The following is a 16990-nucleotide window of genomic DNA, read 5'->3' on the forward strand; positions in this document are numbered from 1 at the left end:
TGGAGGAATATATGACAGTTAATATCGGTTTAATTGGTTTGGGTATGATTGGGCGCGACCATCTCCAGCGTTTCCAGACGGTTATCCAGAACGCCAGGGTCAGCGCCGTCTGCGATATCAATCGTAATGTGACCGACGCTATTGCCCGCGAATATGGCGCTCAGCCCTATTACGATGCAGTCGAGATGATTCAATCAGACGACGTGGATGCGATCTTTATTTGCTCTATTGGCCCGGTACATAAAGAACAAATTCTGGCGGCCATTAAAGCAGGTAAACCGGTGTTTTGCGAAAAACCGCTCACCCCGACCGCCAATGAAGCCAAAGCGATTATTGATGCTGAAGTAGCCTACGGCAAACGTATGCTGCAGTTGGGCTTTATGCGCCGTTTCGACCCGGGGTACAACCAGCTAAAAGCCACTCTGGATAGCGGTGAACTGGGGGAAATATTGCTCATCCACTGCGCCCATCGCAACGCCTCCGTGCCGGAGAGCTACACCCTGGAGATGGCGATTAACGATTCGGCGACCCATGAAATCGATATTATCCGCTATCTGCTTAACGAAAATATCGTTTCGGTGCGCGTCGATAAACCGCAGAAGAAAACGCGCAGAGCCTGCGCGCATCTGCAGGATCCGTTGATTGTGATTTTTGAAACTGAATCCGGCGTACGTATTGATGATGAGCTGTTTGTTAACTGCGATTACGGCTACGACATTCGTTGTGAAGTGATTGGCGAAAATGCCATCAGCGCGTTGACCGAACAGGCACTTACCACCGTCCGTTCGGCGCAGGGTTATAGCCGCGCTATCCCCAAAACCTGTATGGAACGTTTCGCCACCGCCTACGATCGCGAGGTGCAGAATTTCGTTGACCGGGTAAACCTGGGGGCGGAGATGAGCGGGCCATCATCGTGGGACGGATTTGTCGTGGCGATGGTATGCGATGCCGGCCTGGCGTCGCTGAAGGATGGCGAAAAGCACGCCGTCTCTCTGCCGGAGTGTCCGGCGCTCTACCGCTGACCCATTAACGAAGGGAGAGGCGCATGTTAACTCTGAAACCAGAAGATATTTTTATTGGCTGTCGGGCGAATTCAAAGAAAAAGGCGCTGCGTATTGCCGCGGATTCCCTGCAGGCCAGCGGCTACGTCAGCGAGGGTTTTTTTGAATCAATGGTGGAGCGCGAAAAGGCGCTCTCTACCTGGCTCGGGGCGGGGGTCGCCATGCCCCACTGCAGCAAGGAGGGTATTGATCTGGTGCGGCAAACCGGTTTCCAGCTGCTTCAGTTTCCGGATGGCGTGGGCTGGGGGGAGGGTAAAGTGGCCTTCCTTGTGGTCGCCGTGGCGGCAAAAAACAATGAACACATTGATGTTATAGCGGATCTGGCAGACCTGCTTGATGACGAAGTGAAAACCACGCTGCTGGCCAGCGCCGACAGCAAAGACGCGTTTATGCAGATCCTCGAAGGACACTCATTTAAGAAGGATAGAATATGAAACTGGCACTCTGTACCGATGTTCTCGCCGGCCTGGCGTTCCCGGAAATGCTCGATCGCGTCAAGCAGTACGGCATTGAGGGCGTGGAGATGACCGCAGGCGGCTGGTCGCCTTGTCCGCATGTTAAAACTGAAGAACTGCTGGCTTCTCCGGCAGCGCTGGCGGCGTTTCGCGGCGAGCTGGAAAAGCGCGGAATGGAGATCGTCGCGCTGAACTGTTCGGGTAACCCGCTGGCCCCCGGCGCCCTTGGCGAGAAGCACACCGCCAGCAGCTACCGTACCGTCGAGCTGGCGGCGAAGCTGGGAGTGAAAAAGATAGTCATGATGAGCGGCCTGCCGGGCGGCGGGCCGGACGATAAAATCCCTAACTGGATCACCTCGACGGTTTCCTGGCCGGACTATATGCCAGGCGTGATCGATTACCAGTGGAACGAGGTTGCTATTCCCTGGTGGCAGGCTTTTACCCGCCATGCGGCTGAACACGGCATCGAACAGATTGCCCTCGAGGAATTCCCCAGCCAGCTGGTTTACAACCCGAGCACGCTGCTGCGCCTGCGTGAGGCGGTTGGCGACATCATCGGCATGAATCTCGATCCGTCGCATCTGATCGCCATGGGGGCAGACCCGATTGCCGCAGCCCGTAAGCTTGAAGGGGTGATTTATCACGTCCACGGCAAAGACGCGCGTATTGAACGCGGGCTGGCGGATGTCGACGGCTTACTGGAATACCAGCCGGTTACGCAGACCAAAACCCGCACCTGGAACTACGTGGCGGTTGGCTGTGGACAGGATTTGAAGTGGTGGAAAGAGTTCTTCTCGGTGCTGCGCATGACCGGATATAACGGTTATGTGTCGCTGGAGATGGAGGACCTGACGATGAGCGTTGAAGCAGGGCTACGGACGTCTATTGATGCCCTCAACGCCACATTAAGTCAGTGACAACGGGCCGCGTTTTCCCTCCGGGGGGCGGGAGAACGCGGCGCGTTTTTTGTTGAGCGGATTTTATCTTGCTGTATTTTACGTTCTATTGGATGTTTTTTATCAGGAACGTTAAAACCGAGTATGAGCGCCCCTAAACGACAAAAAGCGACCGCCAGCGACGTTGCGTTACTGGCTGGCGTCTCCAAATGGACGGTTTCCCGGGCATTTACCCCCGGGGCTTCTATCCAGCCCAAAACCCGGGAAGAGGTGATGAAAGCCGCTAATATTCTGGGATATCGACCAAATTTACTGGCGCGTAGCCTGACGCAAAAGAAAACGCATATTATCGGCGTGGCGGTAGACGAGCTGCGCAATCCCAATATGGTGCTACTGCTTAACGAAGTGACCCGCCAGCTGCAGAATCGCGGCTACATGGCGCTGGTGATTAACGTTACCGACGAAGAAAACACCCGCACGGCGATGGCGCTGGCTTACCAGCTCCAGGTTGATGGTATCTTGTTTATGGCCACGGTCCTGACGCCGGAACTCATCGCGATTGCCACTGAAATTCATCGCGTTCCGCTGGTGCAGATTGGCCGTAATACCGATCATCCGGAAATCCAGGTGGTCAATATTGACGGCTGGATTGCCGGAAAACAGCTTGCCGAACTGCTGCTGGCGCAGGGGCATCGCACTTTTGGCTATATGAAAGGGCCGGATACCGCCTCGCACCATTTAATGAGGATGGAAGGATACGAAGCGGCGCTGGAGCAGGCAGGTTGCCGGCTTGATACTCTGCTGGTTGCCGGACAGTATTTACGTACCCGGGGATATGCGGCGATGAGCGACTATCTGGACGCGACGTCCGCAGGCGAAAGAGTGGATGCCCTGTTCTGTGAAAACGATATTCTGGCGATAGGCGCGCTTCAGGCGCTGCGCGAGCGCGATTTAACGATGGGTATTGTCGGTTTCGATAATATCGATGAGGCGGCGGCGCCGGAATGGCAGCTTACTACCTACGATCAGCGGCGCGAGCGGCTGGTGGAAGAGGCGTTGAATCGGCTCATCGATGTAACTGAAGGGCCGTCGGCGACCTGGCGCACCGGGGAACCCATCGTGCGCCAGTCCCATCGCCGCCAGGGCTAAAGTTCGCCGGTGATGTACTGCGCCACGCCGCAGCCAAAACTCCAGTCCCCTTTGTGGTTGCTGATTACCGAGACCATCAGATCATCGCCGCTCAGCCCGCAGTGCTCCTGGAGCTCAGCCAGCAGGGTGGCATAAAAAAGCTGCTTCTGTTCTTCGCTGCGCGGGCTGGTATATACCCTCACCACCACCACCTCCCGGCTTCGCGTCAGCCCCAGCCCGGTATCTTCAATAATCATATGATGAGCTTTGTTTTCGTGAACAATCTGGTAGCGATCGCGCTCTGGCACCTTGAACGCCTGCACCACGGCGCGATGTGCCGCATCCAGCAGGGTTTTGATCTCGCTTTCGCTGCGTCCTTCAATGATATCAAACGTCAGTAATGGCATAGCAGATGGTCCTTATTGTCGGATTACCTCAGTGAGAGAGATGCTAACCCGTGCTGAAGCCGGCAAAAACCGCTATATTTGAACTCATTGTTTTTATCTGTGAACAATTACTATGCGCGAGATCCGCCCGGAAATTTACTGGACCCACCTGTACTGGCTTACGGTGCTGGAGGAGCAAAAAAGCTATACCCGCGCCGCGGAAAAGCTGGCGGTCAGCAAATCCGCCATCAGCCAGAAAATCAGCGAGCTGGAGCGGGTTACCGGTAAGACGCTGGTGCACCGAACCACCCGCAGCGTGACCTTAAGCGAAGATGGTCTGCGGCTGGTGGCGGAGCTGAACGAGCCGTTTGGGCAGATTCGCGAGATCTTTACCGGCACCTGCGACGAGGAAGGCGGCCCCCTGCGCGGTACGCTGCGCCTGACCGCGCCGGTCGCATTTTCACGTCAGCAGCTGGTCCCGGCCATCACCCCTTTTCTGCACCAGCATCCGCAGCTTCATCTCCAGCTGGAGGTGACCGACCGACTGGTGTCGCTCGCCAGCGAGGGGTTCGACCTTGCTATTCGCCACTGTCGCCGCGAGCTGCTGCCGGAGACCCACGTGGCCTGGCCGCTGTGCCGTACGGCTACCCTGGTGGTCGCCTCGGCGGACTATATTCGCCGCTTTGGCCGCCCCGATTCGCCTGACGCGTTGCGTCAGCATCAATGCCTCACCTACCCGCGCGGGCCGCAAAGCCCGCACTGGACCTTTGAGCGCGACGACGAGCGGGTGAGCGTGAAAGTGCAGGGGCCGTTTGCCACCAATAACAGCGAATCCCTGCGCGACGCGGTGCTGGCGGGGCTGGGCGTTGCCTTACTGCCGGATTTTAGCGCCAGGGAAGCGATTGGCCGCGGGCTGGTTCAGGAGCTGCTGCCGGGATGGCGGCCGGTGGATGCGTTTGCGGAAAGTCTGTACGTCATTCGCCCCTACACGCCGCGCGTATCGCGGGCGGTAGAGACGTTTAGCCGCTATCTGAAGGCGACCTTCAGCTGATATTTTCCAGCTGCTGCGCCAGCGCCTCGCGAAAGCGGGGCAGCAAATCGGCGCCTTCTGAAACCAGCTCCGCCAGGGTCACGGTTTTATCGGCGCGGTATTCCCGCCCGCTGCCAAGCCGGGCTTCGAAATCATTGGCCGCCCGGTGAGCCGCCGCCAGGTCGGCATCCAGCAATACCACCGCGTGCGCGAGAACCACATGGCCTCGACCTTCCGCCATTGGTCGCCAGTACTGGGCCGTGCCGGCTATTTTTCGCACCTGCTCGCCCTCGCCGCAGGCCAGATTATAGCGACCATCGCAAAATGAACCGCTAACCGCCCGGCAGTGGCTGGCCACGCCAAAGGTCGCCAGCGTGCGCTGCAACAGGCCGCAGAGGAAAAGATAAATCGGCTCTGCGGCTTCGCCCAGCGAGTGATAGACCGGCCAGGCCAGGCTGAGATTGACAATTCCCGGCCCCTGCGGCACCAGCCCGCCGCCGGAGCGGCGCTGCCAGACCGGCCATCCCTGGCCGGCGAACTGCTCGCTCACCGCCGGGAGTTCGGCAAATTTCCGGTAGCTTCCCGGCACCACAAACCCCTGCGGGGCCTGCCAGAGCTGAGCCACCGCCTCACCGTCGAGCGCCCGGGCAAACAGCGGCTGCTCGGCAAGGGTGGGATCGGCAAAGTAACCAACCGGTAGCTGCTGGTGGCTAAAGCGCAGCGGCCAGCAGGGTTCCTGAATCATGATTTCTCCTTATCGGCGCTATTCGCCATGGCGGCTGGGTTTCATCAGCATCGCCGTAAGGGCGGAGAGCAGGCAGCCTGCGGTCAAGTAGATAGCGACGCTATGCCAGGCGCCGCCGGATAAGGTGACCAGGGCGGCGGCGATAAACGGCGTGAAACCGCCGCCGACAACGCTGGCAACCTGATACCCCACGCCGGCCCCGCTGTAGCGATAGCTGGCGCCAAACATTTCGGTAAACATTGGCTGCTGAACGCAAACCACCATATCGTGCGCAATATTTGCCAGCATAAGCGCGAAAAACAGGATCCAGAAGTATGACTGGCTTTCGAGCGCCATAAAGAACGGGAAGCCGCTGAGGGTGCCGATCAGCGCCCCGGTGATATAGACGCGGCGACGGCCAAAGCGGTCCGCCAGCCAGGCGAAGCAGGGGATCGTCAGGCAGCTGATGGCGCCGACAAGCAGGCCAATATTCAGAAACAGCTCGCGCGGCAGGCCGAGATTCTGCGTGGAATAGTTAAGCGCGAAGGCGGTGACGATATACATCGTCAGCAGCTCGCACAGGCGCAGGCCGATAATCATTAAGAACGCGCCCGGATGGCGGAACAGCGCTTCCACGACCGGCAGCCGCTTTTTCTTCGGCTGCAGCTGCTGTTCGCGCTGCTGCTGTTCAAATTCGGCGGATTCCGCCATGCCGTTGCGGATCCAGAGCGCCGCCAGCACCAGCACGACGCTAAACAGGAACGGCAGACGCCAGCCCCAGCTGAGGAACTGTTCATCGGTGGTGCAGGAGCTTATCAGCGACACCAGCCCTGTAGAGAGCAGCAATCCGACACCGTAGCCCACCTGCACGCCGCTGCTGTAGAACGCCTTCTTATTTTTCGGCGCGCTCTCTACCGCCAGCAGAGCCGCGCCGCCCCATTCGCCGCCCACCGCAAAGCCCTGGACGGCGCGCAGCAGGACCAGCAGAACCGGCGCCCACCAGCCAATCTGGCTGAAGGAGGGCAGCAGACCGATACAGGCGGTGGCGATCCCCATCATCCATACCGTCAGCATCAGCATGCGTTTGCGCCCGAGGCGATCGCCGAAATGGCCGAAGATAATGCCGCCCAGCGGGCGGAAGAGGAAGCCGACGCCGAAGGTGGCAAAGGCGGCGAGGGTGCCCATTGCCGGGCTGATTTGCGGGAAAAATTCCCGGTTAAATACCAGCGCGGCGGTGATGCCATAGAGAAGAAAGTCGTACCAGTCGACCACGGCCCCGGCGAAGCTGCCCCAGGCCGCTCTGCGGGCGCGGTTGAGTGAACATGCCTCCTTGCCGGGGCGCTGAGAAATTAACGTTGAGTCCATACCTGTCCTGTCTGTTGCTGAGTTTTTAATTATTGGAATGAGACGCTTTCCGAATTCGCGCCTGTCCTGAGACTACCGCGCAGAAGGGCATGTGAAAAGATTTTTACCTGCTCTGGGCGTTTAAAGGCATAAAGCGTTTGCTTCGCCGGGGGATGAACGCCCTTGTAGCCCGTTCAGAATGCGAGCTTAGGACTTCGCTTATTGTTTTTAATTTTAATTTTTGAACCCAACGGGGACACCTTTTAAGAAATGACTTAAATGGTTTACAATTAACAAGTCTCCAATTTCGGAAGGGTGAGTTAAATGCGTTTAATTTTTGCAGCTTTATTTTGTGTCATGGTTTCGCCTTCCGCTTTTGCAGAAAAACTGCCAGCGCCTGTCGGCAAACCCGTTTTAACTATTTCCGGCCTGATTGCTAATACGAATGAGGGCGATACCGCCGTTTTTGATGTCGCCGCATTAGAAAAGCTGGGGATGGAAACGCTGGTGACGACCACGCCATGGTATTCGGGCAAGGTCCGCTTTGACGGCATTTCCCTCAGTAAACTCATGGATTTAGTCGGCGCCAAAGGCAAGTCAGCCCGGGTGCTGGCGCTCAACGATTACACCACGATTGTCCCCCTGGACGACTTTCATAAATTTCCGGTAATTTTGGCTTTAAAAATGAACGGCGAATATATGCGCATTCGTGATAAAGGGCCCTTATTTATTGTTTATCCTTACGACAGTAGCCCGGAATTGCAGAATCAGATTTATTATTCCCGTTCGGCATGGCAGGTTTCGAAGATTATAATTGAGTAAGGGTTTGATCTTGAATCGAATACTCACTGCCATTATTTTGTCGCTCTTCATTGTGACCGGTTACATTACTTATCTGGTGCATGAGCGGCAAAGTGAGCTGCAAAAATTAACCCGTTATACTGATTCGTGGTCCGTTTCCCAGATAGTCTCCGAGTACATGCGCCTCGAGGCGCGACTCAGCGCGATGGGGCTGGGGGTGAAGGGAAGCGACCACGATGAGGTGCGCCTGCGTCTGGAAATTATGATGAGCCAGATTGCGCTGCTGCAGCAGGGTGATTTGGGAAAGTTTATCGGCAAAGATCCTCACCGTAAGGCAATAGTTAACAGCCTGATTGATCTTCTGGACCGGCTGGATAAGCAGCTGGACACCATGACGACAGCGCAGCTGAAGCTGATGCTGCAGGAGATGAGTACCCTGGACGGGCCGTTGACCTCACTCGCGTCCACCTCGCTCGCCCAGGATTTTAATCTGGTTAATCTGACCCACGATAAAATACAAAATCTCTATTACATCTATTCGGCGATTTCCATTCTGCTGATTGTTCTCTGTATCACGCTCGGGCTGTTGATGCTGAAGCAGAATAACACCCTGCGTCGCGCCCACGTGCGGATGAAATTACTGGCGACCGACCTGCAGGCCTCAAAAGAAAAGCTTCAGGTGCAGAACCGCCGTCTGCAGTACGATGCCTATCATGATTCGCTGACCGGGATGCCCAACCGTCTCTCTTTCTGGCAACGTCTGCAGGAGGTCGTCAATCAGGTGCGGCCCTATAACGGCTCGGCGGTCGTGATGCTGTTTGACCTGGATAATTTCAAGGACGTCAACGATACCCAGGGTCACGATGCCGGGGATAAGCTGCTGCAGGATTTGGCCAGCCGTCTCTCCTTTTTTCGCAAAACGTCAGAAACGCTCTACCGGCTGGGAGGGGACGAGTTTGCCCTGGTTTCCCATGATTTAACCGAAGAGATGGCGCTGGAGCGGGCGAAGGTGATCCGGGAAAAGATCAGCCAGCCGTATCAGATTTACGACTCGCTGATCCAGATTGGCGCCTGTATCGGGATTGTGATCTCTGACGGGGAAAGCCGTACCGACTATTTATACAAATGCGCCGACCTGGCGCTGTATGAAGCGAAAAAAGAGGGTTCCGGCAACGTTCAGGTATTCCGTCCCGGACTGCTTCAGCGCCAGCAGGAGAATAAATCCTTTGAAGATGACCTGATGCAGGCGCTGAACAAAGGTGAGTTCAGGGTTTACTACCAGCCGATAGCCGACACCATGAACGGTGAAATCTACGGCTACGAAGCGCTGGTGCGCTGGTTTCATCCGCTGCGCGGCAGCGTCCCGCCGACCGAATTTATTCCGGTAGCGGAAAAGATTGGCCTGATTAATCAGCTGGGCGAGTGGGTGCTGCGAACCGCCTGCGAAGCGGCCGCCAGCTGGTCGTCGCCGCTCAAAGTGTCGGTTAACGTGTCGCCGGTTCAGTTAATGAACAGTTCACTGACCGATACCGTGGTAACCATCTTAAGAACAACCGGGCTGGATCCGTATCGGCTGGATTTGGAAATTACCGAGTCTGACGTCTTTAACGAAAATACCCGTTCTCTCGAGATCCTGAGCCAGCTGCGCGAGCTCGGGGTGCAGATCTCCATTGATGATTTTGGCACCGGCTATTCTTCGCTATCGCGGCTAAGCTACTTCCCGTTCGATAAGATAAAAATCGACCGCTCTTTTGTGATTAACATTCCCGATCAGAAAGATGACCTCGATATCGTGCGGCTGATTATCAGCATGGGTAAAAGCCTGCATATGCGCATCGTGGCCGAAGGTGTCGAAACAGAAGAGCAGCTGGAGTCCTTACGCAAATTAGGCTGTGACCTGGTACAGGGGTATTTAATCGGTAAACCGGGACCGCTCAGTTCACCTGAAAATAAGTAATTTGCCTTTTAATATGGGCGGTTCTAGTTTATCTAAAATCGCCCATATTTATTTTTTAAATAGATCTAATCCCTAATGAGTACAATAAGGGGTAGGAAAACGTATCGGTAAAAAATAATACCCGCAATGATTAAAAGGGGTATATCATATGCAACATATTTTCCCATTTTCGACCGTATATGTGGTGCGTTAAGAGAGGCGAAATCATGCAGCGAATCATTATTCCTACCCACTATGTGCATACCCGGAGCACGCCGCTGTGGACGAAGCGGACGGCGCCGGCCTCAATCTGGAAGCGGCATCTGGATGCCGGTACCCGGCAGGGCGTCTATCCGCGCCTGTCGGTGATGCGAGGGGCGATACGCTATCTCGGATATGCCGATGAAACCAGCGCGGAACCGGTGGAAACCCTGACCATTGCCGAAGGTGAATTTGGCGTTTTTCCGCCCGAAAAGTGGCACCGCATCGAGGCGTTAACCGAGGATACCGTATTTAACGTGGACTTTTACGTTGATCCTAAAATTCTTATCGAGGGATAATATGAACAGTGAAAATAAAGGCTATGCGTTAGCGCTGATCAACGGGAATAATAAAGATAAAAAAGAAAAAGTGTATCTTAAGCCGATGGCCCTGTATGTCCCTGATATCGCCACCCAGGCCGTGGCTGAGCTTATTTCCACGCTGTCGGTGGAAAACGCCGGAGGAAAGGGGTTTATATTGACGGTGACCAACAATAATAACGGCGTCTCGGTCGATAGCGAGTTTGCTTCTCTGGCTGAGCTGCAGGATCCGCAGACGGCGGCCGATGCGGTAAAAGATCTGATTAATATTGTCCGCGGCTACGAGTCCGACGAAGAGACTAACGTCTGCGGCTGGTAATCGTTTGCCGACGCAGAATCGTCAGCTGCCGTCTATCGTCAGCTGACGCTGGACGGCTCTCGGTGGCCTGCGTCAGCCGTATCCCGCGGTATTTAGCGGCGCGTAATATGTTTAACATTGTATTTGTTGGTATTCTGGTAAATGTCGGATAAATCAACAATGGTATTGTTATGGGCATAGCTGATCGACTGCACCCGTAGCAGCAGGCTGTTTTGTGGAACCTGTAAGAGCTCTGCTTGCTCCCGGGTGGCCAGAACCGGGGTATAGCTGCGGTGGCTCTCCAGGATGGTGATATTGCACTCTTTCTTGAAATAGTTAAATTTCGATCTTTCCAGATTTCCAACGCTTAGCCAGGGAAAAATCGCCACCGGTATATAGCTGTTCTCAATCAGAATAGGTACGTCGTCAATCATCCGAATGCGTCTGACGTAATAGACCTTCTCTCCCGGCTCAATTTTCAACTGTTGTGCGATAGCCAAAGGCGCATCAAGCATCGTGAACTCAATGACCTTATTGCGATAGTTGGTGACGCCGCCGATGTGCATCTGGTAGTTGAAGCCGTCAAGTTCCCCGCCGCGATAATTGCTCTTACGCGCCACGTATGAACCGCTGCCGTGGCGTTTGACGATCAGCTTCTCACTTTCCAGCAGCGTGAGCGCCTTGCGCAGGGTCATGACGGAGACCTGCAGCTCCCCGGCCAGCGCTTTTTCACTCGGTAGCGCATCTCCCACCTCGAATTCATCGCTATTGATGCGATTTTTTAGCCTGTCTGCGATTGTTTTATATATCACTTATAGATTTCTCGTGGTGTGTTCTGTCAGCGGATTATCATTTTATCTTGTTAATAATTAACATATTTTTGTCATTGCGGGGCGTTGTTTTGTCTCTGTCATCTATTTATCTGCTTTTACTTATATATCTGTTGCCGCAAGAGAGATATGACTTTCATCACAGATGACGATTTCACCGCTCTGAATTATGTCTGCCGGCGCATAGGCTGAAACGCATGTATCGGGCGCTGACGGCCGATGTGCGGGACAGGGGGTGAGGATGATCGGGGTAAAAAAATTACAGGATTTTTCGAAGGCCATGATTGGGCCGGTTTTGTATCTGCCGGTTATTGGTCTGCTGATTGCGTTGTTTAGTATGACAACCAATAAAATCTGGGTCGCGGAAGAGAGCTCGCTTTATCTGCTGGGGAAATATGTTTCCAGCATGCTCTGGGCCATCATGAACAATCTTGGCTTCTTCTTTTGCCTCGGGCTGGCCAGCGGGCTGGCAAAAACCCGAAAAGCGGAAGCGGCTTTTGTTGCCGCAATGACCTGGTTTATGTACCTGGCGGCCAACAATAGCTGGCTTACTCTGACCGGGCGGCTTGTTGAGGGGAGCAGCAACGCGCAGCTTTACGGCAGCGGGCAAACCTTTATTTTTGGCTTCCAGGTCATTGATATGGGCGTGTTTCTTGGCATCATTCTGGGCTGCGCGGTGGCTTTCATTCATAACCGCTTTGTCGATATCGAGTTTCGCGGCGCATTCTCAATTTATGGCAACAGCAAGCTGGTTCTGATCGTAATGATCCCGCTGGTCGGCGTGTTTGCCATCGCCACGGTGTACGTCTGGCCGATTGTTGAACATGGCATATCGGCGCTGACCGGGGTGATGAAAACCTTCGGCGCCGCCGGCGTTTTTCTGTACGGTTTTCTCAATCGTTTTCTTATCCCGACCGGGCTACACCACCTGATTTGGTCGCCCTTTGTCTTTACCTCCATTGGCGGACAGCTGTTGATTGATGGCCAGACGGTGGTGGGGGCAAAACCGATTTTCCTCGCTGAAATTGCCCATAGCGCTGGGCCGTTAAGCGACTCGGCGCGATTTCTCACCTACGGTATGGTGAAAATTTTCGGTACCGCCGGAATGGCCCTGGCCTTTTATACAACCGCCAGGCCGGAAAATAAGCAAAAGTTGAAAATCACGCTGATTCCTTTGATTGTGACTTCATTCCTGGTGGGGATCACCGAACCTTTTGAGTTTTTATTTATCTTTACCGCACCGTTGCTATGGCTGGTTTATTCATTACTGGACGGTTTTTTCCAGATGCTGGCGTGGCTGCTGGATGTGCGGGTCTGCGCCACCAACGGCATTATCGATTTTATTGTTTACAACATTCCGGCGGGAGCGCACCTCACGCGCTGGCCTGTGTTTGTCGCGCTGGGGTTAATGGAAACCGCGACGATGTTTTATATCGGTAAGTTTCTGATTCTGCGTTTCAAAATGCGTACACCGGGCCAGGAGCAGCAGGGGGAGGGGGCTAACCAACCGGCAAGCGTAAGCGCGCCTGACAGGGCTTCCGGCGAGCAGGTCATTCTGGGCCTTGGCGGCAAAGAAAATGTCTGTTCGGTCGAGAACTGTTTTACGCGGCTTCGGGTTGACGTGCGGGACCCCGCATTAATTCAGGAACAGATTCTGAAGACCAGCGGCGGTACCAGCGTCATTATCAAAGGCAATCACGTTCAGGTTATTTATGGTTTAGGGGTTAATAAAATCCGTAATGCCGTGAATCGCTATTTAGATGTACATGAATAATGAGGTGGAAGATGAAAAATAAATTCGTTGTGACCATAGCCGGCGGCGGCAGTACGTATACCCCAGGGATTGTTATGATGCTGCTGGAAAATATGGACAGGTTTCCGTTAAGCGAAATTCGTCTCTATGATAATCATCACGATCGCCAGCGCGTGATTGGCGAAGCCTGTGCGATTCTGGTGGCTGAACATTATCCGCACGTTGCTTTTAGCTTCACCACCGACCCGCAGGAAGCCTTTACGGGCGTCGATTTCGTGATGGCGCATATTCGCGTCGGCCTCTATGAGATGCGCGAGAAAGACGAGAAAATTCCGCTTAAATATGGCGTGATTGGCCAGGAAACCTGCGGCCCGGGCGGTATCGCTTATGGTATGCGCTCTATCGCCGGCGTCCTTGAGCTGGTTGACTACATGGAAACGTATTCGCCGGGCGCGTGGATGCTCAACTATTCCAATCCGGCGGCGATCGTTGCCGAGGCCACGCGTCGACTACGCCCGACGGCCAAAATTATTAATATCTGCGATATGCCGGTGGCTATTGAAGGGTTATTCGCCGATATTCTCGGGCTGAAATCGCGTAAAGAGATGAACGTCCGTTATTTTGGTCTCAACCATTTCGGCTGGTGGACCAGCATTACCGATAAGGCCGGCAACGATTTAATGCCGGCGTTAAAAAACCACGTTGCCGAGCTGGGCTATTGCAGTCCGAAAGAGGATTTTCAGCATAAAGCGCCGAGCTGGATTGAGACCTTCAAAAAGGTGAAGGACGTTTTTGCGCTGGATACCGATACGTTACCCAATACTTATCTGAAGTACTATTTTTATGCCGACTATGAGGTTGCCCATTCAGACCCTGACTTTACTCGCGCCAATGAAGTGATGGCGGGGAGAGAGAAGGAGGTGTTTGATATGGCCAGAGAGATCGTCGCCCGGCAAAGTGCCAAAGAGGCGCATTTCCATGCCGGGGCGCATGCGACCTTTATTGTCGACCTCGCCTGCGCCATCGCCTTTAACACCCAGGAGAGAATGCTGCTGATTGTGGAAAACAACGGCGCTATCGCGAATTTTGACGATACCGCGATGGTTGAAGTGCCTTGCCTGGTGGGCGTTAATGGCCCCGAGCCGCTGGCGATGGGTAAGATCCCGCTGTTTCAAAAGGGGATGATGGAGCAGCAGGTGGCGGTTGAAAAACTGGTGGTCGACGCCTGGGTTGAAGGAAGCTATCAGAAGCTGTGGCAGGCGATGACCCTGTCCAAAACGGTACCCAGCGCTTCGGTCGCAAAAGCTATCCTTGATGAACTGATCGTCGCCAACCGTGGCTACTGGCCGGAGCTGCGCTGATGTATCGCCAATGCCCGATGTTTCCCATCGGGCGTTACCGGTATCGCGATGCCGGCGCGATGCTCCGCCTCGCCCGAAAGCGGCTGAAGAAGCTCCGCCACGTTCTCCCTGCCTACCGGCGCCGAGAGGTAGTTGCCCTGAAAGCGGTCGACTCCCAGCGCCTGCAGTTTGTTGAATTTCTCCAGGCTATCTACGCCTTCGGCAATACAGCGGCTGCCGGTCAGCTGGCAGTAGAAGATAAGGCTTCTGATCAGCGCCAGCGCGTGCGGATCGCGCTGCATATCGTTGACGATGCTCATATCCAGCTTGTAAGCGCTGAATCTCATCGTGCGCACCGGAAACATCACGCTGCTTTGCGAGAAGCAGTCATCAAGCATGATAGGGAAGCCGCGCTTTTGCAGGCGGGCGATATTTTCGGCGATTTTGCCGTGACCGTTGAGGTCGGTATTTTCAGCAAACTCCAGCACCAGCCTCTGCGACCTGTGCGGCTGACGCAGCTGCTGGCGCGCGGTTTCCATCATGCGAAGCAGGTTCTCGTTGCCGGCGACGGCGGCGGGAATATTCACGGCGAAATAACACTCGCCGGAATGCTGATTAATATTCTGCACCGCTTCCTGAAGGACAAACGCGGTGAGCACCAGCCAGGCATATTCCGAGCGTATTTGCGGTAAAAAATCGCCGGCAGCCAGCACGCTGCCGTTTCGGTTCCAGCGGGAGAGGATCTCCATTCCCTTTACCTGATGGTGTTCATCGGTAATGGGCTGAAATACCGGAAAAATCTGGCGGCTGTGGATCGCATGGACAAGTTCACGCTCGAAAGCGGAAAGGGCGGCGATGCTCTCGCTTTTCTGGTCTCTTATCTGGCTGCCGGGAAAGCGGGCGGCCATTTCAGGGTGGTGTTCCACCATTTTTTTTAATCCTGCGGTTCTTTGATTGTAGAGCGTCTTGTGGCTGATGCCGCGGCGTTGAGCCTGAGCGCTGGCGCGGTAGCCGCAGAGTAAACCGAGGATAGCGTCCAGCTCCGGCCGGGTGATCCCGGCGGGGCGCTTGCCGAGCGCTCGCGTCTCATCCTCTGCCAGCTGCTCAAGAGAGGGGTATTCTTCGAGTACGGCGTCGCGCAGCAGCGCCGCCAGGCAGGGGACCGGCAAATCGGAAGCGGCGGCCCGTACGGCGGTAAGCAAACGCCGGTCTGCGACCTGATGCACCAGGGTGGGCCACAGCCAGCTTGCCGGGCTGCGGCTCAGGAACAGCATGGGCAGCGGCGTGGGGGACCGCGCCAGCAGCGCGGCGGCTCGCTTCAGGGTTGCCAGTAGCCCGGCGGGGCCTTCCGGGAGAAACACCACCACGCGGCGAACGCCGGCAGGCAGGGGCGGCGTCTCCGGGGGCAGCACAACGGGCCTGGCTCCTCCCTTCGCTATTATCCCGCTCAGCCCCTCGGCAGCCAGCGAACAGGGCGACAGGATAGCGACGAGCGGCTGCCCGCCGCCGGGGGGCGGGAGATTATTCGTAAACAAAAGTCACTCCGATAATCGACTGCACGTTACCCGCGGTCACCTGCCCGCTGGTGCGCGCGTAGTTGGCGGTTAATCCGAGGCTGACCGCCGAGGTGCCTACGTTGCCTAACGACACCGTACTGTTGGCGGGTACGACGCTACCGTTGCGCGTCAGTTGAACGCCCACCCCCTGGGCAGGGGACGCTGAGGCGGTATTGGTAAATATCGAGTTGCCCGCGTTCTCCGTGGTGCCGGAGAGGTAATAGCCCAGATTCTGGTTTTGCGCGCAGTAAACCGTCAGCGGAATGGCGGCGGATGCGGGATATTCCGGCAGCGTCACCGTCACATCGCGAGCAGAAACGTCGCAGCCGCCGGTTGGCACCACGACGTTATTGTTGGCGTAAATGTTCCACACAAACTGGAAGTCGTCGTTATCCTTGTTGTTGGTCTGACGCAGGATCAGGACCGCGATCAACGACCCGGCGGAAATGGCGACGCCGCCTGCGCTACTGACGGGCGTCAGATAGAGGACGGTAGGCCAGGGGCTATCAACAATGGAGCTATAGGTCATACGCGCCGTTTCGCTGGTGGTTGGAAACGGGTAGCTGATGCCGTTATACCTGACGGTGCCGGAAAAGCTCGACAGCACCCCGCCGTAGGCCGAGCCGCGCTGCAGCGTTACGTAGTCGATCATGGAATCCGGAAAGTCGTTATGACAGAAAATCTGCGTCGAGAGATCCACCACCAGGTTCTGCCCGACGCTGACCGCCGGCGCGAGGTTCACGTAAACATTCGCCGATCCGCCGCCGATGGGGATTGTCACCCCGGCGGCGGTTTTACAGGCGAACGACCAGGCGTTAAGCGACCAGCCCGCCAGCAGCAGCGTTAACAGCAGGGTGATTATCTTTTTCAT

Annotated in this window: 17 protein-coding genes; 11 read left to right on the top strand and 6 right to left on the bottom strand. The window is 55.5% G+C overall.

What is annotated here, in order from left to right; genetic code table 11:
- The first annotated feature begins 11 nt into the window (after positions 1 to 11).
- From ABLU88_RS02870 to ABLU88_RS02885, 4 genes are all read left to right on the top strand, one after another.
- A complete protein-coding gene (locus ABLU88_RS02870) occupies positions 12 to 1022 on the top strand; it encodes a Gfo/Idh/MocA family oxidoreductase (protein WP_014230009.1) in 1011 nt (336 codons plus the stop codon).
- Positions 1023 to 1045: 23 nt separating this feature from the next.
- The gene (locus ABLU88_RS02875; RefSeq protein WP_014230008.1) at positions 1046 to 1495 is read left to right on the top strand and encodes a PTS sugar transporter subunit IIA; all 450 of its coding nucleotides are present in this window, start codon (positions 1046 to 1048) and stop codon (positions 1493 to 1495) included.
- Positions 1492 to 2433: a sugar phosphate isomerase/epimerase gene (locus ABLU88_RS02880; RefSeq protein ID WP_032693837.1), complete on the top strand. Its 942-nt coding sequence runs from the start codon at positions 1492 to 1494 to the stop codon at positions 2431 to 2433. Before ABLU88_RS02875 ends, ABLU88_RS02880 begins: the two co-directional genes overlap by 4 nt.
- A gap of 123 nt (positions 2434 to 2556) precedes the next feature.
- Positions 2557 to 3561 carry a LacI family DNA-binding transcriptional regulator gene (locus tag ABLU88_RS02885; RefSeq protein ID WP_049069621.1) on the top strand — a complete coding sequence of 335 codons (1005 nt, stop codon included), beginning with the start codon at positions 2557 to 2559 and terminating at the stop codon, positions 3559 to 3561.
- Here ABLU88_RS02885 and ABLU88_RS02890 read toward each other — a convergent pair.
- Entirely contained in the window at positions 3558 to 3947 is a 390-nt protein-coding gene (locus ABLU88_RS02890) for a tautomerase family protein (RefSeq protein WP_201993982.1), read from the bottom strand. The genes ABLU88_RS02885 and ABLU88_RS02890 overlap by 4 nt on opposite strands.
- Positions 3948 to 4059: 112 nt before the next feature.
- Here ABLU88_RS02890 and ABLU88_RS02895 point away from each other — a divergent pair, with 112 nt between their 5' ends.
- Positions 4060 to 4977 carry a LysR family transcriptional regulator gene (locus tag ABLU88_RS02895; RefSeq protein ID WP_004852363.1) on the top strand — a complete coding sequence of 306 codons (918 nt, stop codon included), beginning with the start codon at positions 4060 to 4062 and terminating at the stop codon, positions 4975 to 4977.
- On the opposite strand, the gene ABLU88_RS02900 is transcribed toward ABLU88_RS02895, so the two are convergent.
- Positions 4970 to 5701: a lipoate--protein ligase A gene (locus ABLU88_RS02900; RefSeq protein ID WP_047723384.1), complete on the bottom strand. Its 732-nt coding sequence runs from the start codon at positions 5699 to 5701 to the stop codon at positions 4970 to 4972. The genes ABLU88_RS02895 and ABLU88_RS02900 overlap by 8 nt on opposite strands.
- An 18-nt stretch (positions 5702 to 5719) precedes the next feature.
- Positions 5720 to 7045: a shikimate transporter gene (gene shiA, locus ABLU88_RS02905; RefSeq protein ID WP_025106058.1), complete on the bottom strand. Its 1326-nt coding sequence runs from the start codon at positions 7043 to 7045 to the stop codon at positions 5720 to 5722.
- Between the two features lie 303 nt (positions 7046 to 7348).
- On the opposite strand from shiA, the gene ABLU88_RS02910 reads away from it, so the two are divergent.
- The 4 genes from ABLU88_RS02910 to ABLU88_RS02925 all read left to right on the top strand — a co-directional run bounded on the left by ABLU88_RS02910 (position 7349) and on the right by ABLU88_RS02925 (position 10661).
- A complete protein-coding gene (locus tag ABLU88_RS02910) occupies positions 7349 to 7846 on the top strand; it encodes a molybdopterin-dependent oxidoreductase (RefSeq protein WP_032693833.1) in 498 nt (165 codons plus the stop codon).
- 10 nt (positions 7847 to 7856) lie between these two features.
- Positions 7857 to 9782, top strand: a complete 1926-nt coding sequence (locus ABLU88_RS02915) for an EAL domain-containing protein (RefSeq protein WP_025106060.1) — start codon at positions 7857 to 7859, stop codon at positions 9780 to 9782.
- A gap of 206 nt (positions 9783 to 9988) precedes the next feature.
- Positions 9989 to 10321 (top strand): DUF1971 domain-containing protein, encoded by a 333-nt coding sequence (locus ABLU88_RS02920; RefSeq protein WP_049079460.1) that lies wholly within the window; start codon positions 9989 to 9991, stop codon positions 10319 to 10321.
- Position 10322: 1 nt separating this feature from the next.
- The gene (locus tag ABLU88_RS02925; protein WP_049079461.1) at positions 10323 to 10661 is read left to right on the top strand and encodes a DUF1869 domain-containing protein; all 339 of its coding nucleotides are present in this window, start codon (positions 10323 to 10325) and stop codon (positions 10659 to 10661) included.
- A gap of 92 nt (positions 10662 to 10753) precedes the next feature.
- On the opposite strand, the gene ABLU88_RS02930 is transcribed toward ABLU88_RS02925, so the two are convergent.
- A complete protein-coding gene (locus ABLU88_RS02930; RefSeq protein ID WP_014229998.1) occupies positions 10754 to 11452 on the bottom strand; it encodes a GntR family transcriptional regulator in 699 nt (232 codons plus the stop codon).
- A 259-nt stretch (positions 11453 to 11711) separates the two neighbouring features.
- Here ABLU88_RS02930 and ABLU88_RS02935 point away from each other — a divergent pair, with 259 nt between their 5' ends.
- Together ABLU88_RS02935 and ABLU88_RS02940 are read left to right on the top strand one after the other, a co-directional pair.
- On the top strand, positions 11712 to 13244 hold the full coding sequence (locus ABLU88_RS02935; RefSeq protein WP_025106061.1) for a PTS transporter subunit EIIC: 1533 nt from the start codon (positions 11712 to 11714) through the stop codon (positions 13242 to 13244).
- Between the two features lie 11 nt (positions 13245 to 13255).
- The gene (locus ABLU88_RS02940) at positions 13256 to 14584 is read left to right on the top strand and encodes a 6-phospho-alpha-glucosidase (RefSeq protein ID WP_014838902.1); all 1329 of its coding nucleotides are present in this window, start codon (positions 13256 to 13258) and stop codon (positions 14582 to 14584) included.
- On the opposite strand, the gene ABLU88_RS02945 is transcribed toward ABLU88_RS02940, so the two are convergent.
- Together ABLU88_RS02945 and ABLU88_RS02950 are read right to left on the bottom strand one after the other, a co-directional pair.
- On the bottom strand, positions 14563 to 16098 hold the full coding sequence (locus ABLU88_RS02945) for an EAL domain-containing protein (RefSeq protein WP_177342565.1): 1536 nt from the start codon (positions 16096 to 16098) through the stop codon (positions 14563 to 14565). The two genes, ABLU88_RS02940 and ABLU88_RS02945, sit on opposite strands and share 22 nt — an antisense overlap.
- Entirely contained in the window at positions 16085 to 16990 is a 906-nt protein-coding gene (locus ABLU88_RS02950) for a fimbrial protein (RefSeq protein ID WP_014229995.1), read from the bottom strand. The genes ABLU88_RS02945 and ABLU88_RS02950 overlap by 14 nt, the downstream gene beginning before the upstream one ends.

The sequence above is a fragment of the Klebsiella sp. GW_Kp182 genome, from assembly GCF_040062275.1.
In the GTDB taxonomy this organism is placed as follows: domain Bacteria; phylum Pseudomonadota; class Gammaproteobacteria; order Enterobacterales; family Enterobacteriaceae; genus Klebsiella; species Klebsiella michiganensis.

What these genes read in the sequence shown, in the direction of transcription:
- ABLU88_RS02870 (WP_014230009.1), top strand. Translation starts at nt 12, where the DNA reads ATGACAGTTAATATCGGTTTAATTGGTTTGGGTATGATTGGGCGCGAC.
- ABLU88_RS02875 (WP_014230008.1), top strand. Translation starts at nt 1,046, where the DNA reads ATGTTAACTCTGAAACCAGAAGATATTTTTATTGGCTGTCGGGCGAAT.
- ABLU88_RS02880 (WP_032693837.1), top strand. Translation starts at nt 1,492, where the DNA reads ATGAAACTGGCACTCTGTACCGATGTTCTCGCCGGCCTGGCGTTCCCG.
- ABLU88_RS02885 (WP_049069621.1), top strand. Translation starts at nt 2,557, where the DNA reads ATGAGCGCCCCTAAACGACAAAAAGCGACCGCCAGCGACGTTGCGTTA.
- ABLU88_RS02890 (WP_201993982.1), bottom strand. Translation starts at nt 3,947, where the DNA reads ATGCCATTACTGACGTTTGATATCATTGAAGGACGCAGCGAAAGCGAG.
- ABLU88_RS02895 (WP_004852363.1), top strand. Translation starts at nt 4,060, where the DNA reads ATGCGCGAGATCCGCCCGGAAATTTACTGGACCCACCTGTACTGGCTT.
- ABLU88_RS02900 (WP_047723384.1), bottom strand. Translation starts at nt 5,701, where the DNA reads ATGATTCAGGAACCCTGCTGGCCGCTGCGCTTTAGCCACCAGCAGCTA.
- shiA (WP_025106058.1), bottom strand. Translation starts at nt 7,045, where the DNA reads ATGGACTCAACGTTAATTTCTCAGCGCCCCGGCAAGGAGGCATGTTCA.
- ABLU88_RS02910 (WP_032693833.1), top strand. Translation starts at nt 7,349, where the DNA reads ATGCGTTTAATTTTTGCAGCTTTATTTTGTGTCATGGTTTCGCCTTCC.
- ABLU88_RS02920 (WP_049079460.1), top strand. Translation starts at nt 9,989, where the DNA reads ATGCAGCGAATCATTATTCCTACCCACTATGTGCATACCCGGAGCACG.
- ABLU88_RS02925 (WP_049079461.1), top strand. Translation starts at nt 10,323, where the DNA reads ATGAACAGTGAAAATAAAGGCTATGCGTTAGCGCTGATCAACGGGAAT.
- ABLU88_RS02935 (WP_025106061.1), top strand. Translation starts at nt 11,712, where the DNA reads ATGATCGGGGTAAAAAAATTACAGGATTTTTCGAAGGCCATGATTGGG.
- ABLU88_RS02940 (WP_014838902.1), top strand. Translation starts at nt 13,256, where the DNA reads ATGAAAAATAAATTCGTTGTGACCATAGCCGGCGGCGGCAGTACGTAT.
- ABLU88_RS02950 (WP_014229995.1), bottom strand. Translation starts at nt 16,990, where the DNA reads ATGAAAAAGATAATCACCCTGCTGTTAACGCTGCTGCTGGCGGGCTGG.